Below are 14,910 nucleotides of genomic sequence, written 5' to 3' on the forward strand. Positions count from 1 at the left end.
GTGGCTTCTCGAGGGCCGTGACGGTCGGTACCGGGCGGAGGGGTCGCGCGCCGTGAGATCCGATCCTATCCGAACCTCACAAGCACCGTCGGTGCGGAAATGCTGTGACACTCACGACCGAACGGACACACGGCGGGGACAGAAGTCCGGAGGTGAGTCCCTCAGGACTTGTCGGAGTCCTCCGAGGACACCTCGGGACCTGCGGTGTCGGTACCTGATTCCTCGGCACCTGACCCCTCGGCACCTGACACCTCGTCGACGGGCGCCGCGTCGGGGGTGGCTTCGTCGGGGTTGGAATCGTCCGGGGTGGCTTGGTCGGGGGTAGCGGCCTCGGGCGTTACCTCGTCGGAGGTGGCTTCCTCGGGGGTGACGGCCTCGGGTGTTGTCTCGTCACGAGTTGCCTCGTCAGGAGTTGCCTCGTCAGGAGTTGCTTCATCAGGCGTTGCCTGCTCAGTCGCCACCTGTTCGGTGGTCGCCTGTTCGGTGGTCGCCTGTTCGGTGGTCGCCTGTTCGGTTGTCGCCTCATCAGCCGTTGCTTCGGCGTCGGATTCGGCGTCGGACCCCGTGGACCCGGGCGTCGTCTCGGGAACCGATACAGGAGCGCCGTCGGCTTCGGGCTCGGCGGTCTCCGGCTCGCCGGGGGCGTCGTCGGCCTCCGGTTCGATGGGAGCGTCGTCGGCCTCCGGCTCGATGGTCGGTTCGACAGCCTCCCATTCGTCGGCCGCAGGCTCCACAGCCTCCGACTCCACAGCGTCCGACTCGACGCCCTCCGACTCGACGGCCTCCGGTTCGACAGCCTCCGGTTCGACGGCTGCCGGTACCTCGTCGTCCAGTTCCTCGTCGTACCAGTCGTCGACGTAGCCCGCGATGCCCTGTTCCTCGAGTTCGGCGGCGCGGTCCTCGTGGTACATCTCGAGGCCCTGCTCGCGACCCTTGGGCGCGACCACGAAATAGATGATCGCGGCGAGGAACACCAGTGCCGCGGTGAAGAGGTTCGGGCGGATACCGGCGATGTCGTTGGCGACGGCGGCGCGGTCGTCGCGCAGCATCTCCACGAAGAACCTGCCGAGGCAGTAGCCGGCGACATACAACGCGAACAGCCTGCCGTGGCCGATGCGGAACCGACGGTCCAGAACCACCAGGACCACGACGATCAGCACGTTCCACAGCAGCTCGTAGAGGAACGTCGGGTGCACCACCCGGTCCACGACGCCGTTCGACACGCCGTCGATCAGGCCGGGATCGGCGTAACCGGCGGAGTTCTCTCGTTCGAAGATCTCCAGACCCCACGGCAGCGTCGTCTCCCGGCCGTAGAGCTCCTGATTGAAGTAGTTGCCGAGACGACCGATGGCCTGCGCCAACAGAATCGGCGGCGCGATCGCGTCACCGAATGCAGGCAGGCGGATCCCGCGGCGTCGAGCGCCGATCCAGGCGCCGACCGCACCCAGCGCGACCGCACCCCAGATCCCGAGACCGCCGTCCCAGATCCGGAAGACATCGGCAGGCTCCTTGAGCGCATCCGCGCCGAAATAGGTCTTCCAGTCGGTGATCACGTGATAGACACGACCACCGATCAGACCGAACGGGACCGCCCAGATCGCGACGTCGAGAACCTCGCCGTCCTGGCCGCCGCGAGCGACCCACCGACGATTACCCCACCAGACAGCGATGACGATGCCCGCGATGATGCACAGCGCGTAGGCGCGCAGCGGGAACGGCCCGATCTCCCACACGCCCTGGGGCGGACTGGGGATGTAGGCCAGCAACGTCGAGCTCGGCGCGATCACGGTGTCACCCTAACCGACCCCACCGCCGGTACCACGCGTGCCACCGGGGCCTGCGGTGATCCGATCAGACGGCAGCGCGGCGCGACCGAACGCCCTCGGCGAGCTCGGACACCAGCGAGGCAAGCCGATCCTGACCCGCCTTGGCCGCGGTCACGAGCGCCGAACCGACGATCACGCCGTCCGCGTACGAGGCGATCTGCGCGGCCTGCTCACGGTTTCGGACACCCAGGCCGACGCCGATCGGGATGTCGGAGTACTCACGCACACGCGCACACAATTCGGGGGCCATGTCCGACACCGCATCTCGCGCACCGGTCACACCCATCGTGGACGCGGCGTAGACGAAGCCGCGCGAGGCGTCGACGGTGAGCGCGATCCGCTCGGTCGTCGAGGACGGGGCAACCAGGTAGATGCGGTCGAGACCGTACTCGTCCGACGCCGCATGCCACTGCGAGCCCTCTTCGGGGATCAGGTTCGGCGTGATGAGCCCGGCCCCGCCCGCGTTGGCGAGGTCGCGCGAGAAGTTCTCGACGCCGTACTGCAGCACCGGATTCCAGTAGCTCATGACCACGGCGTGACCGCCCGCGGAGGTGATGGCCTCGACCGCGGTGAACACGTCACGCACGCGGACCCCGTTGATGATGGCCTGGTCGGCGGCGTCCTGGATGGTCGGACCGTCCATGACGGGATCCGAGTAGGGCACGCCGACCTCGATGATGTCGCAACCGGCCTCGACCATGGTCCGGAAGGAGGCGAGCGACTCGTCGACGGTCGGGAAGCCGACCGGCAGATAGCCGATGAGCGCGCTACGGCCCTCGTCGCGGCACTTCTCGAAGACGGGACCGAGCTTGGACGGGCTCGCCTGTGCGCTCATGCCTGTTCTCCCGGCTTCTGGGTGTCGGTGGATGTGTGCGCCTCGTCCTGCGACGGCGGGGTGTCGAACAGACCGAACCAGCGGGCGGCGGTGTCGACGTCCTTGTCGCCTCGTCCGGACAGGCTGACCACGATGACCGCCCCCTCGCCGAGTTCCTGACCCAGCTTGAGTGCGCCGGCGACCGCATGGGCCGACTCGATCGCGGGGATGATGCCCTCACGCCGGCTCAGCAGCGCGAGCGCGTCCATCGCCTCGGTGTCGGTGATCGGGCGGTATTCGGCGCGGCCGGTGTCCTTGAGGTAGGCGTGCTCGGGACCGACGCCCGGGTAGTCCAGACCCGCGGAGATCGAATGGGATTCGATCGTCTGCCCGTCCTCGTCCTGCAGCAGGTAGGAGTACGCACCCTGGAAAGCGCCGGGCGTACCGCCGGTGAAAGTGGCTGCGTGGCGACCGGTTTCGACGCCGTCGCCGGCTGCCTCGAAGCCGACGAGCCGGACACCCTCGTCGTCGATGAAGGGATGGAAGATGCCGATCGCGTTGGAGCCGCCACCGACGCACGCGGTCACCGCATCGGGCAGACGGCCTGCCTTGTCGAGGATCTGGACGCGGGCCTCGAGGCCGACGACGCGCTGCAGATCGCGCACCATGACCGGGAACGGATGGGGTCCGGCAGCGGTCCCGAAACAGTAGTAGGTGTTGTGCGCGTTGGTGACCCAGTCACGCATCGCCTCGTTGATCGCGTCCTTGAGGGTCGCCGAACCGTTGTCGACGGCGATGACCTCCGCGCCGAGCAGACGCATCCGGGCCACGTTGAGCGCCTGGCGATCGGTGTCGACCCGGCCCATGTAGATCACGCACTCGAGACCGAGCAGCGCACACGCGGTCGCGGTAGCGACCCCGTGCTGACCCGCGCCGGTCTCGGCGATGATGCGGCGCTTGCCCATCCGCTGGGCCAGAAGAGCCTGTCCGAGAACGTTGTTGATCTTGTGTGACCCGGTGTGGTTGAGGTCCTCGCGCTTGAGGAAGATGCGCGCTCCCCCGGCCATCTCCGACAGTCGGCGGGCCTCGTACAACGGCGACGGCCGGCCGGCGTAGTCACGCTGCAGACGGTCGAGCTCGGCGAGGAAATCGTCGTCGTTGCGGAGTTTGAAATAGGTGGCGGTGACCTCGTCGATGACCGCCATCAACGCCTCGGGAACGTGCCGGCCCCCGTAGACGCCGAAATGGCCCTGCTCATCGGGCTCGAGCGACGTACGCGTGGTCAACCCGACGCTGGCGGCCGGAAGCGACAAGGTCTCAGACGATTCATGCTGGGCGGTCACTACATCTCACTGTCGATCGGGCCGACGACGACATGGGCCGAACACGACCCGAAGGCGTTGTCAGCGAACAGGTTTAGGGCAGGACGGGTGGGTACCCGCGGTCACCAGCTCGCGCACCGCGGCACGGGGGTCACCACTGGTCACGAGTCCCTCGCCGACGAGTACGGCGTCGGCGCCGGCACCCGCGTAGGCCAGCAGGTCCGCGGTCCCCCGCACACCCGACTCGGCGATACGGATGGTCTCGGTGGGCAGCCCCGGAGCGATACGCGAGAAGGTGTCGCGTTCGACCTCGAGGGTCTTGAGGTTGCGGGCGTTGACGCCGACCACCGAGGCACCGGCTTCGAGTGCGCGATCGGCTTCCTCCTCGGTGTGCACCTCCACGAGCGCGGTCATGCCCAGGCTCTCGGTGCGGTCGAGGAGCGAGGCCAGGACGTTCTGCTCGAGTGCGGCGACGATCAGAAGGATGACGTCCGCGCCGTGGGCGCGGGCCTCATGGATCTGATAGGTGCCGACGATGAAGTCCTTGCGCAGCACCGGGATGTTCACGACGGCGCGGACGGCGTCGAGGTCGGCGAGTGAGCCGCGGAAGCGTCGTTCCTCGGTGAGCACGCTGATCATGCGGGCGCCACCCTCCTCGTAGGAGCGGGCGAGCTCTGCGGGGTCCCCGATGTTGGCGAGTTCACCCTTGGACGGGCTGGCGCGCTTGACCTCGGCGATGACGCCGATACCGGGTTGGCGGAGTGCGGCCATCGCGTCCTTGGGACCGGGAGCCTTCGACGACGCCGCCTTGACAGCCGCGAAGTCGACCACCGCTTCGCGAGCGGCGACGTCGGCTTTCACTCCCTCGATGATCGACTCGAGAACGTTGGGCATGCTCACAGCGACTTGCTCCCTTTCGCTCGTCGTGTGCACTCAGGGTAGACGGGGCCTCCCGCCCATCTGCGGCCGGGTTGCAAGATCTTTACCGACGCCACACCGTCGGCCCGCACCGGGCAGTGGAACACACGTGCCGCCGTCGATCGGGGGGTCAGCGGTCGCCGGAGCCGGGCGTATCCGGGCCGGATGTGTCCGAGTCGGGCGTGCCCGAGTCGGTCGGGTCGATGCCGGTGTCGAGCGCATCCCACATCATTCGTTCGTTCGCGTCGGGTGCGTGCCCATCGCCGCCCGCGGCGCGATCACCATTGCTGTCCGCGGTGCGCTCACCGTTGCCGTCGACCCCTGCCGAGGGGGTGTCGGCCACCGAGCCTGCGGCCTTACGCCGCTCGTAGTCGGCGAAGATCTCGGTTTCGAGTTCCTCGCGCCGCGCGGCGGGTGTCGTGTACTTCGACGACGACGACGTCGTCGCACCTTTCACGACGCGCAGCAGCGTGACCGCGGCGGCGACCGCACACACCGTGCCGACCAGGACGACGATGGCGGCCAGCGAGTTGGTGTCGATGTAGATCACGACGTACCGGTCGGGGATGCTGCCGGCGTCGGCGGCATAGTCGGAATCGGCTCCCCCGACGACCAGCGAGATCGCCGGGAATGCCGCCAGCACTCCGCCGGCCGCGACCAGCAGCGCCACGATTCGCAGCGCCCAGCCGCGAACCAGGAGTGCCGCGGCGATCCCCGCGAGGTACACCAGTGCGAGCGGGGTGAGCCACGGACTCCAGTCGGCCCCGTTCACCTCGAACGCGCGCTGGGGTGACAGTCCGTCCTCGGCGGAGATGGTCGCCCAGGTCATGCGGCTCGCACCCCAGAACGCGGCGGCGGCCGCGGCCATCAGGAGCGCGGCGACGATCTGCAAGCGTCGCACCGACTTGCGTCGGATGGCCTCGAGGTCAGCGTCGGAGTAGCTCACGATGCCCCTCCGACACGACGCATGGTGGACGCGGCGGCGACCGCGTTGAGCACCGCGGTGGCCTTGTTGCGCGCCTCGTTGTATTCGTACTCGGGCTCGCTGTCGGCGACCACCCCTCCGCCGGCCTGCACGTAGGCCTGCCCGCGGGCGAGCAGGGCGGTTCGGATGGCGATGGCGGTGTCGGCGTTGCCTGCGAAGTCGAGGTAGCCGACGATGCCGCCGTAGAGACCGCGTCGGGTCTTCTCGTGTTCGTCGATGAGTTCCATCGCACGCACCTTGGGTGCACCGGTGAGCGTTCCGGCCGGGAAACATGCGGTGACCGCGTCGAGTGCGTGCTTGTCGTCGCGCAGGGTCCCCGACACGGTCGAGACCAGGTGCATGACGTGGCTGTAGCGCTCGATGTGGCGGTAGTCGCTGACCTTGACGGTGCCCGGTATGCAGACTCGCCCGAGGTCGTTGCGACCGAGATCGACCAGCATCAGGTGCTCGGCGTTCTCCTTCTCGTCCTCGAGCAGTCCCTTGCCGAGGAGCTGGTCCTCTTCCTCGGTCGCGCCGCGCCAGCGGGTGCCGGCGATGGGATGGGTGGTCGCCACCCGGTCGGCCACCGTGACCAGAGCCTCGGGACTGCTGCCGACGATCGTGAACGGCTGTCGCGCAACGGCGTCGCTGGTGTCGGAATCTGTTGCGGCCCATTCGGTCCCGGGCATGCGCAGCAGGTACATGTACGGGCTCGGGTTGGATGCGCGCAGCACGCGGTAGACGTCGAGCGGGTCGGCGTCGGAGTCCATCTCGAACCGCATCGACGGCACGACCTGGAACGCCTCCCCCGCCTCGATCTCGCCGACGATGCTGGTGACGATCTCGCTGTACTCGGCCAGTGAGCGCTGAGCGCGGAAGTCGGGGCTCGGACGGTCGAAGGTGGAGACGGTCGACGGGGCGGGCGCGGCGAGCGCCTCGGTCATGTCGTCCAGGCGCGCGAGCGCGTCGGCGTAGGCCTCCTCGGCCCGCTCGTCGGAACCGTCCCAGTTCACCGCATTGGCGATCAGCGTGATCGTGCCCTCGTGGTGGTCGACGGCCGCGAGGTCGGTGGCCAGCACCATCATCATGTCCGGGAGGCCGAGGTCGTCGACCGTGGTCTCGGGGAGACGTTCGAGGCGTCGCACCATGTCGTAGGCCATGAAGCCGACGAAGCCGCCGGTCAGCGGCGGCATACCGGGCAGCGGGTCCGTCTTGAGCACACGCAGCGACTCGGCGAGGACGTCGAGGGCGTCGCCGCCGGTGGGGGCGCCTGCAGGCACCGAACCCCACCAGTGCGCCTGACCGTCGACGACGGTGAGCGCCGACGGTGCGCCCGCGCCGATGAACGACCAGCGCGACCACGACCGGCCGTTCTCGGCCGACTCGAGCAGGAACGTGCCCGGTCGCTCGCCGGCGAGCTTGCGGTAGGCCGACAGGGGCGTCTCGGAGTCGGCGAGCACCTTGCGGGTCACCGGCACCACGCGATGGTCGCGGGCGAGGTCGAGGAACTCCTCGAGAGAGGTGGTGGCGGCCTGCGCCGACGAGGTGGCGGTCATCCGAGCGGCTCGCCGCCGACGCCCCACTGGGACCGGGGTACCTCGGTGATGGTGACCCAGACCGAATCGGGGTTCTTGCCGGTGGCCTTGGCGTAGGCCTCGGTCACCGCCGCGATGGTCTCGCGCTTGACGCGGTCGGACAGTCCCGGCGTCTGCGAGATCTGGATGAGGGGCATGGGCACGCCGCCTTTCTTCGGGTCTCGATCTATTGTGCTGGGCCGGCGGACTCCGGTGCCGGGTCGGCCCCGGTCCGGGCGTCGGCCCCGAAGGTCAGCGACTCGGTGTCGAAGCAACTGTGATTGCCGGTGTGACAGGCCGCCCCGACCTGATCGACGACGAGCAGGACGGTGTCGCCGTCGCAGTCCAGACGGGCGTCGTGCACGTACTGCGTGTGGCCGCTGGTCTCACCCTTGACCCAGTACTCCTGACGCGACCGCGAGTAGTACGTGCCCTTGCGGGTCGCCAGCGTGCGTTCCAGTGCGACGTCGTCCATCCACGCGACCATCAGGACCGTTCCGGTGCCGCGCTCCTGCGCGACCGCGGTGAACAATCCGTCGGCATTGCGCTTGAGCCGGGCGGCGAGATCGGGATCGAGTGCCATCAGCGAACTCCCCTGTCGGTGGTGGACGGATCGGGGGCGGACGGATCGGGGGCGGACGGATCGGGGGCGGACGAATCGGGGCCGGACGAATCGGGGCCGGACCGGTACGGCTCGTTGCTCATCGGACGGTGATCCCCGCGTCGCGCATGGCCGCCTTGACCTCGGCGACGGTCAGTTCGCCGAAGTGGAAGACCGATGCCGCGAGGACCGCGTCCGCGCCCGCCTCGACGGCCGGTGCGAAATCCTCGACCTTCCCGGCGCCGCCGCTGGCGATCACCGGTACCGACACCGCCGCCCGGACCGCGGCCAGCATGCGCAGGTCGAAACCCGCCTTGGTGCCGTCGGCGTCCATCGAGTTCAGCAGGATCTCGCCGACCCCGAGTTCCTGTCCGCGGACCGCCCATTCGATGGCGTCGATCCCGGTGCCCTTGCGACCGCCATGGGTGGTGACCTCCCAGCCCGACGGGGTGGGTTTCGAACCCTCGGGAACGGTGCGCGCGTCGACCGACAGCACGATGCACTGTGAGCCGTACCGCCGGCTCATCTCGCCGAGCACCTCCGGCCGGGCGATGGCCGCGGTGTTGACGCTGACCTTGTCGGCACCGGCACGCAGCATGGTGTCGACGTCGTCGACCGTGCGGATGCCGCCACCGACGGTGAGCGGGATGAAGACCTGGTCCGCAGTGCGCTTCACGACGTCGATCATCGTGGAGCGGCCCGAGCTCGACGCGGTGACGTCGAGGAAGGTCAGCTCATCGGCGCCCTCACGGTCGTAACGCTCGGCGAGCTCGACGGGGTCGCCTGCGTCGCGCAGGTTCTCGAAATTCACGCCCTTCACGACGCGGCCGTCGTCGACATCCAGGCACGGGATGACCCGGGTCGCCAGAGTCATCGTCGGGTCTCCTTCATGTCGGTGCGCTCCATGGGTCGGGCCGGCCTCTCTCCTACGGAATCCTGGCTCGCGGACGGTCCGGCGGTCACGGCGACCACTCTCCGATCGTCTCGCCGATGACCTGCATCAGTCCCGCATGCACGCGCGGGGCCCCGGCCACGAGAGAGGGCGACGCGACGGTCCACGGCTCTCCTGCGATGTCGGTCGCCACACCGCCGGCCGCGCGGACCAGGGCGGCGCCCGCGGCGTTGTCCCACGGATGGCGGCCGAAGGCCACCGCCCCGCCGAACACCCCGGCGGCGGTGAACGCCATGTCCACACCGGTGGATCCGGTCATCCGGATGCGGGCGGCGCGGGTGCTGACCTCACGGAGCAGGTCGGCGCGACGTGCGCCCGGGTAAGGCCCGCCGCTTCGCGCATTGAACGGACCGAAGGCGATCGCGGCCTCCTCGAGCGGGATGTCCGGCGGCGGTGAGACCGCCTCGCCGTCGATCAGCAGCGGACCGTCGGCGTGCGCGGCGTAGCGGCGCCCGACCAGGGGCAGCCAGGTGAGTCCGAGAGTGGCCTCGCCGTCGACGACGAGGCCGAGGAGGATGCCGGTGAGCGGCATGCCCGCGGAGTAGTTGAAGGTGCCGTCGATCGGATCGAGGACCCACACCGGACCGTCGACGACGTCGGCGCCGCCGAATTCCTCCCCGTGCACCGGGATCTGGGTGCGATCGGCCAGTTCGGCACCGATGGAACGTTCGAGATCGAGATCGATCTGGGTGGCGAAGTCGGTGCCGCCCTTGTGCACCGCGCTCGGCGCACCCTGGCCGTCGACGAAGCGATCGACGGCGCGGTCGAGGATCGACCCCGCGGTGTCGAGGAGCCGTGGCAGGTCGAGAGTGGCTTCCGAAGCGCTCATCAGACCCCGGCGACGGCCGTCAGGGCCTCGGGCAGCGTGAAGCGGCCCGCGTACAGCGCCTTGCCGACGATGGCTCCCTCGACACCCTGATCGGTGAGGCCGGCGATCGCGACGAGATCGTCGACGGCCGAGACGCCACCGGAGGCGACGATCGGGGCGTCGGTGGCAGCGGCCACCTCGGCGAGCAGTTCCAGGTTGGGACCCTTGAGCGTGCCGTCCTTGGACACATCGGTCACCACGTAGCGTGCGCAGCCGTCGCGGTTGAGTCGCTCCAGGACCTCCCAGAGGTCCCCGCCGTCGGTGACCCAGCCCCGTCCGCGCAGACGGTAGGACTCGCCGTCCCGGATGACGTCGAGTCCGACGGCGATCCGGTCGCCGTGTTCGGCGATCGCACGGGCGCACCACTCGGGGTTCTCGAGGGCGGCGGTGCCGAGGTTCACGCGGGTGCAGCCGGTGGCGAGCGCGGCGGCGAGCGAGTCGTCGTCGCGGATTCCGCCGGACAACTCGACCTTCACGTCGAGCTCACCGACGACACCGGCGAGCAGGTCGCGGTTGTCGCCACGGCCGAACGCCGCGTCGAGATCGACGAGGTGGATCCACTCGGCACCGTCGCGCTGCCATGCCAGGGCGGCGTCCCGCGGCGAGCCGTAGGAGGTCTCGGTGCCGGCCGCCCCCTGGACCAGGCGGACCGCCTGCCCGTCGGCGACGTCGACGGCGGGAAGGAGCTCGAGAGTGCTGCCCATGGGTGAATCTTTCCTGTCTGTGTGCGTGTTCTCGGCGTGCATGTTCTTGTCGGCGTGCGTGTTCGGTGTGCGGTGTTCCTCGTGGGGCGGGTCGGGTGTCGCGGCATCCGTGCTCAGGAAGCGTCCGGGCGATGGCCCGCCTGCTCGGCGAGCATCGCCGCCCGGGCGCGATTGACCATGCGGTTTGCCACCGTACCGATCGCGGCGATCATCGCCGCCACCGCTACCAGTGCGGCGACCAGACCCGCGAACGGCGACCAGTGCGCGCACAGCACGATGACGGGCACCGACACCGCCAGGACGAGCACGCCCGCGCCGAGAGCGTAGAACGCGAGTTTGGCGATCGAGAAACCGGCGGCGGGCCGCAGGGCCGGGCCCTGGACGCCGCGATCCGCCGGAGACTCCCCGCCCAGGGTCATGACAGTGCCCGCACCCAGTTCTCGAGGAGGTGAGCGCCGGCGTCACCGGACTTCTCCGGATGGAACTGCGTGGCCGAGAGCGGGCCGTTCTCGACCGCGGCCAGGAATCGGCCGCCGTGTTCGGACCAGGTCAGTTTGGGTGCGGTCAGCGGCGAACCCTCGTTGTCCATCTCCCACGTCTGCGCCGCGTAGGAGTGCACGAAGTAGAACCGCGTGTCGGCGTCGAGGCCGTCGAACAACACCGAGCCCTCCGGCGCGTCGACCGTGTTCCAGCCCATGTGCGGCAACACCGGCGCGGGAAGCTGGGTGACGCTACCCGGCCATTCGCCGCACCCGTCCGCCTCCACACCGAACTCGACGCCGCGCTCGAAGAGGATCTGCATGCCGACGCAGATGCCGAGAACGGGTCGGCCACCCGCGAGGCGTCGACCCACGATGCGGTCACCCTTGACCGCGCGCAACCCGTCCATGCAGGCGGCGAAGGCGCCGACGCCCGGCACGACCAGGCCGGTGGCCTCGAGGGCGGTGGTGAAGTCGGAGGTCACGGTCACCGTCGCGCCGGTCCGTTCCAGGGCGCGCTGCGCCGACCGGAGGTTGCCGGAACCGTAGTCCAGGATGGTGACGTCGATGCTCACAGCGCACCCTTCGTCGACGGCACACCACTCACCCGTGCGTCGTACTCGGTCGCCGCGCGCAGGGCCCGCGCCACCGCCTTGAACTCGGCTTCGGTGATGTGATGCTGGTCGCGGCCGTAGAGCACCCGGACATGCAGGGCGATGCGGGCGTTGAGTGCTATCGACTCGAAGACGTGCCGGTTGATGACCGTCGAGTACGGCACACCCGGGTAGCCGCCGATCACCGCGGTGAGCATGTGGTCGGGTTCGCCGGTGTGCACGCAGTAGGGGCGTCCGGACACGTCGACGACGGCCTGCGCGAGCGTCTCGTCCATCGGAATCCAGGAGTCGCCGAAGCGGCGGATGCCCTTCTTGTCGCCGAGGGCCTGCCCCAGTGCCTGGCCGAGGACGATCGCGGTGTCCTCGATGGTGTGATGGCCCTCGACCTCGATGTCGCCCTGCGCCTTGACCGTGAGGTCGAAGCTGCCGTGCTGACCGAAGGCGGTGAGCATGTGGTCGAAGAAGGCGATGCCGGTGGAGATGTCGGTGACCCCGGTGCCGTCGAGGTTCAACTCGACGACGATCGAGGATTCCCTGGTCGTCCGTTCGACCTTGGCGATCCGCGGTGTCGGGCTCCCGGGTGTGGGGGTGCTCACTGAGTGTTCTCCAGATCTGTTGAGGCGAGCGTGCGGCTGATGTCGAGGAAGGCGTCGTTCTCGTGCGCCAGGCCGATGGTCACGCGGAGGTGACCGGCGATCCCGACGTCGCGGATGAGGACGCCGTTGTCGAGGTAACGCTGCCACGACGCCGGAGCATCCCGGAACCTCCCGAACAGCACGAAGTTGGCGTCGGAGTCGACGACGCGGTACCCGAACTCCGACAGTGCGGCGACGACGCGCTCGCGTTCGGCGATGATCGCCGCGACACCTGCGAGGGTGTCGTCGCTGTGCCGCAGCGCCGCGCGCGCGGCGGCCTGGGTCAGCACCGACAGGTGGTACGGCAGCCGGACGAGCTGGATGGCGTCGACGACCGCAGGCGCGGCGGCGAGGTAGCCGAGGCGTCCGCCGGCGAAGGCGAAGGCCTTGCTCATGGTGCGGCTGACGACGACCTTGGCCGGGAACTCGTCGAGGAGTTCGACGGCACTCGGCGCGGCCGAGAACTCGCCGTACGCCTCGTCGACGATGACGATGCCCGGTGCCGCCTCGACGATGCGCCGGAGGTCGGCGAGCGGGATCGAACCGCCGGTCGGGTTGTTCGGCGAGGTGACGAAGACGACGTCGGGCAGCCGGTTGGCGACCTCGGCCACGGCGTAGTCGGTGTCGAGTGTGAAGTCACCGGCGCGCGCGGCGACCAGCCACGTGGTGTCGGTGCCGTCGGCGATGATCGGGTGCATCGAATACGACGGCACAAAGCCCAGTGCGCTGCGTCCCGGTCCCCCGAACGCCTGCAGCAACTGCTGCAGGATCTCGTTGGAACCGTTTGCCGCCCAGAGGTTCTCGACGCCTAGCTGCACACCGGTGGCCCGGGTGAGATAGGCGGCCAGATCGGTACGCAGGGCGACGGCGTCGCGGTCGGGGTAGCGGTGCAGCTCGCCGGCTGCCTCGCGGACCGAGTCGGCGACGTCGTCGATCAGCGCGGCCGAGGGGGGATGCGGGTTCTCGTTGGTGTTGAGAATCACCGGGACCTTGAGTTGCGGTGCGCCATAAGCACTCTTGCCGCGCAGATTCGCGCGCAGGGGAAGGTCGTCGACGGTGATGCGCGCCCCGGGGATGCGGCTGGTCGCAGCGTCGGAGGCAGTCACGAGGTGACGCTCCCCAGGAAACGCTGCTTGACCGCGTCGCCGTGGCCCGGAAGGTCTTCGGCGTCGGCGAGGGTCACGACCTTGTCGGCGACCTCACGCAGGGCGGCCTCGTCGTAGTCGATGACGTGGACGCCCTTGAGGAAGGTCTGCACGGACAGACCCGAGGCGAACCGCGCCGAACCCGACGTCGGGAGAACGTGATTGGAGCCCGCGCAGTAATCGCCGAGGCTGACCGGTGCATACGGGCCGACGAAGATCGCACCCGCGTTGTGCACGCGGTCGGCGACCGTGGCGGCGTCGCGCGTCTGGATCTCGAGGTGCTCGGCGGCGTAGGCGTCGACGACGGCGAGTCCGGCTTCGAGGTCGTCGACGAGGACGATTCCGGATTGCTCCCCCGCCAGCGCCGTGGTGACGCGCTCGCGGTGTTTGGTCGTGGCGACCTGGGCGTCGAGCGCGATGTCGACGGCGTCGGCGAGCTCGGCGCTGTCGGTGACGAGCACAGAGGCGGCGAGGACGTCGTGCTCGGCCTGGCTGATCAGGTCGGAGGCGAGGATGCCGGGATCGGCCGAGTCGTCGGCGAGGATCGCGATCTCGGTCGGTCCTGCCTCGGAGTCGATCCCGACCACGCTGCGGCACAGTCGCTTTGCGGCGGTGACGTAGATGTTGCCGGGGCCGGTGATGAGGTCGACGGGGTCGAGCACGGCGTTCGGCTCGTCGGCCGCGCCGGTGTCGACGCCGCCATAGGCGAGGAGGGCCACGCCCTGGGCACCGCCCACGGCCCACACCTCGTCGACGCCGAGCAGTGCGCACGCGGCGAGGATGGTCGGGTGCGGCCAGCCGCCGAAGTCCTTCTGCGGGGGCGATGCGACGACGAGCGAGCCGACGCCCGCCTCCTGAGCGGGGACGACGTTCATGATCACCGACGACGGGTAGACCGCATTGCCGCCGGGAACGTAGAGGCCGACGCGACGGACCGGGATCCACTTCTCACTGACGACGCCGCCGTCGACCACCTGCGTGCGGGTGGTCTCCCGGCGCTGGTCGGCGTGGACCTTCCGAGCGCGGGCGATGGATTCGCGCAGCGCGTCGGCGACCTGCGGGTCGAGGTTCGCCAGTGCATCTGCGATGACCTGGGCGGGCACCCGCACCGACGCCGGCCGGACACCGTCGAACTTCTCACCGAAGTCGAGCGCGGCGCTGCTGCCGCTCTCGGCCACCGCATGCACCACCGGCGTCACCGTGTCGAGGACGGCGTTGACATCGGTACCCCCGCGGGGCAGCGCACGACGCAATTCGGCGAGCGTAGGCGTGCTACCGCGCAGGTCAATTCGGGCGAGCATGATCTCTCCTGGTGGTGCGAGAATGTACCCATCCAGGATACGGGTCGCTCGCCAGCGGGTTTCCCACGCGGTGGTGACAGCGGTTCGCCGGTCGTCGAATATCCGCTTGACCTTTCCGTTGCGGCAACTTCTACGGTCGAAGACGAGGCCGGAACCACCGGCCTCACGGACGATGGGAATCGCGATGATCTGG

General features: G+C 69.3%; 16 protein-coding genes. All 16 read right to left on the reverse strand.

Annotated elements, in window-relative coordinates:
- Nucleotides 1–161 precede the first annotated feature (161 nt).
- The 16 genes from lgt to hisD all read right to left on the reverse strand — a co-directional run bounded on the left by lgt (nt 162) and on the right by hisD (nt 14,717).
- Nucleotides 162–1,787, reverse strand: a complete 1,626-nt coding sequence (gene lgt, locus H1R19_RS14210) for a prolipoprotein diacylglyceryl transferase (RefSeq protein WP_219849364.1) — start codon at nt 1,785–1,787, stop codon at nt 162–164.
- Between the two features lie 64 nt (nt 1,788–1,851).
- Complete coding sequence (trpA, locus tag H1R19_RS14215) at nt 1,852–2,661, reverse strand: tryptophan synthase subunit alpha (RefSeq protein WP_188327899.1); 810 nt, start codon at nt 2,659–2,661, stop codon at nt 1,852–1,854.
- Entirely contained in the window at nt 2,658–3,983 is a 1,326-nt protein-coding gene (gene trpB, locus H1R19_RS14220; RefSeq protein ID WP_219849365.1) for a tryptophan synthase subunit beta, read from the reverse strand. The genes trpA and trpB overlap by 4 nt, the downstream gene beginning before the upstream one ends.
- Nucleotides 3,984–4,043: 60 nt before the next feature.
- Nucleotides 4,044–4,862, reverse strand: a complete 819-nt coding sequence (gene trpC / locus H1R19_RS14225; RefSeq protein ID WP_188327897.1) for an indole-3-glycerol phosphate synthase TrpC — start codon at nt 4,860–4,862, stop codon at nt 4,044–4,046.
- 148 nt (nt 4,863–5,010) lie between these two features.
- Nucleotides 5,011–5,748 carry a Trp biosynthesis-associated membrane protein gene (locus H1R19_RS14230; RefSeq protein ID WP_372631545.1) on the reverse strand — a complete coding sequence of 246 codons (738 nt, stop codon included), beginning with the start codon at nt 5,746–5,748 and terminating at the stop codon, nt 5,011–5,013.
- 74 nt (nt 5,749–5,822) lie between these two features.
- Nucleotides 5,823–7,400 carry an anthranilate synthase component I gene (locus H1R19_RS14235; protein ID WP_219849366.1) on the reverse strand — a complete coding sequence of 526 codons (1,578 nt, stop codon included), beginning with the start codon at nt 7,398–7,400 and terminating at the stop codon, nt 5,823–5,825.
- Nucleotides 7,397–7,576, reverse strand: a complete 180-nt coding sequence (locus tag H1R19_RS14240) for a tautomerase family protein (protein WP_005179191.1) — start codon at nt 7,574–7,576, stop codon at nt 7,397–7,399. The genes H1R19_RS14235 and H1R19_RS14240 overlap by 4 nt, the downstream gene beginning before the upstream one ends.
- A 29-nt stretch (nt 7,577–7,605) precedes the next feature.
- Nucleotides 7,606–8,001: a phosphoribosyl-AMP cyclohydrolase gene (gene hisI, locus H1R19_RS14245; protein WP_188327894.1), complete on the reverse strand. Its 396-nt coding sequence runs from the start codon at nt 7,999–8,001 to the stop codon at nt 7,606–7,608.
- A 118-nt stretch (nt 8,002–8,119) separates the two neighbouring features.
- Complete coding sequence (gene hisF, locus H1R19_RS14250) at nt 8,120–8,893, reverse strand: imidazole glycerol phosphate synthase subunit HisF (RefSeq protein WP_188327893.1); 774 nt, start codon at nt 8,891–8,893, stop codon at nt 8,120–8,122.
- An 85-nt stretch (nt 8,894–8,978) separates the two neighbouring features.
- Complete coding sequence (locus H1R19_RS14255) at nt 8,979–9,800, reverse strand: inositol monophosphatase family protein (protein WP_188327892.1); 822 nt, start codon at nt 9,798–9,800, stop codon at nt 8,979–8,981.
- Nucleotides 9,800–10,543: a bifunctional 1-(5-phosphoribosyl)-5-((5-phosphoribosylamino)methylideneamino)imidazole-4-carboxamide isomerase/phosphoribosylanthranilate isomerase PriA gene (gene priA, locus H1R19_RS14260; protein WP_188327891.1), complete on the reverse strand. Its 744-nt coding sequence runs from the start codon at nt 10,541–10,543 to the stop codon at nt 9,800–9,802. Before priA ends, H1R19_RS14255 begins: the two co-directional genes overlap by 1 nt.
- A 113-nt stretch (nt 10,544–10,656) precedes the next feature.
- The gene (locus tag H1R19_RS14265; RefSeq protein WP_244970711.1) at nt 10,657–10,962 is read right to left on the reverse strand and encodes a hypothetical protein; all 306 of its coding nucleotides are present in this window, start codon (nt 10,960–10,962) and stop codon (nt 10,657–10,659) included.
- The gene (gene hisH, locus H1R19_RS14270) at nt 10,959–11,597 is read right to left on the reverse strand and encodes an imidazole glycerol phosphate synthase subunit HisH (protein WP_188327890.1); all 639 of its coding nucleotides are present in this window, start codon (nt 11,595–11,597) and stop codon (nt 10,959–10,961) included. The genes H1R19_RS14265 and hisH overlap by 4 nt, the downstream gene beginning before the upstream one ends.
- Nucleotides 11,594–12,232: an imidazoleglycerol-phosphate dehydratase HisB gene (gene hisB / locus H1R19_RS14275; protein ID WP_188327889.1), complete on the reverse strand. Its 639-nt coding sequence runs from the start codon at nt 12,230–12,232 to the stop codon at nt 11,594–11,596. Before hisB ends, hisH begins: the two co-directional genes overlap by 4 nt.
- The gene (locus tag H1R19_RS14280; RefSeq protein ID WP_219849367.1) at nt 12,229–13,377 is read right to left on the reverse strand and encodes a histidinol-phosphate transaminase; all 1,149 of its coding nucleotides are present in this window, start codon (nt 13,375–13,377) and stop codon (nt 12,229–12,231) included. Before H1R19_RS14280 ends, hisB begins: the two co-directional genes overlap by 4 nt.
- Nucleotides 13,374–14,717: a histidinol dehydrogenase gene (gene hisD, locus H1R19_RS14285; protein WP_219851685.1), complete on the reverse strand. Its 1,344-nt coding sequence runs from the start codon at nt 14,715–14,717 to the stop codon at nt 13,374–13,376. Before hisD ends, H1R19_RS14280 begins: the two co-directional genes overlap by 4 nt.
- Nucleotides 14,718–14,910: the final 193 nt, after the last annotated feature.

Origin of the sequence: Gordonia jinghuaiqii (assembly GCF_014041935.1) — a bacterium.
Lineage (GTDB): Bacteria > Actinomycetota > Actinomycetes > Mycobacteriales > Mycobacteriaceae > Gordonia > Gordonia jinghuaiqii.

Excerpts from the sequence above, each read along its gene's own strand:
- H1R19_RS14230 (WP_372631545.1), bottom strand. The coding sequence starts at position 5,748 with ATGGCCGCGGCCGCCGCCGCGTTCTGGGGTGCGAGCCGCATGACCTGG.
- hisI (WP_188327894.1), bottom strand. The coding sequence starts at position 8,001 with ATGGCACTCGATCCCGATCTCGCCGCCCGGCTCAAGCGCAATGCCGAC.
- hisF (WP_188327893.1), bottom strand. The coding sequence starts at position 8,893 with ATGACTCTGGCGACCCGGGTCATCCCGTGCCTGGATGTCGACGACGGC.
- priA (WP_188327891.1), bottom strand. The coding sequence starts at position 10,543 with ATGGGCAGCACTCTCGAGCTCCTTCCCGCCGTCGACGTCGCCGACGGG.
- hisD (WP_219851685.1), bottom strand. The coding sequence starts at position 14,717 with ATGCTCGCCCGAATTGACCTGCGCGGTAGCACGCCTACGCTCGCCGAA.
- H1R19_RS14265 (WP_244970711.1), bottom strand. The coding sequence starts at position 10,962 with ATGACCCTGGGCGGGGAGTCTCCGGCGGATCGCGGCGTCCAGGGCCCG.
- H1R19_RS14235 (WP_219849366.1), bottom strand. The coding sequence starts at position 7,400 with ATGACCGCCACCTCGTCGGCGCAGGCCGCCACCACCTCTCTCGAGGAG.
- H1R19_RS14240 (WP_005179191.1), bottom strand. The coding sequence starts at position 7,576 with ATGCCCCTCATCCAGATCTCGCAGACGCCGGGACTGTCCGACCGCGTC.
- trpA (WP_188327899.1), bottom strand. The coding sequence starts at position 2,661 with ATGAGCGCACAGGCGAGCCCGTCCAAGCTCGGTCCCGTCTTCGAGAAG.
- H1R19_RS14255 (WP_188327892.1), bottom strand. The coding sequence starts at position 9,800 with ATGAGCGCTTCGGAAGCCACTCTCGACCTGCCACGGCTCCTCGACACC.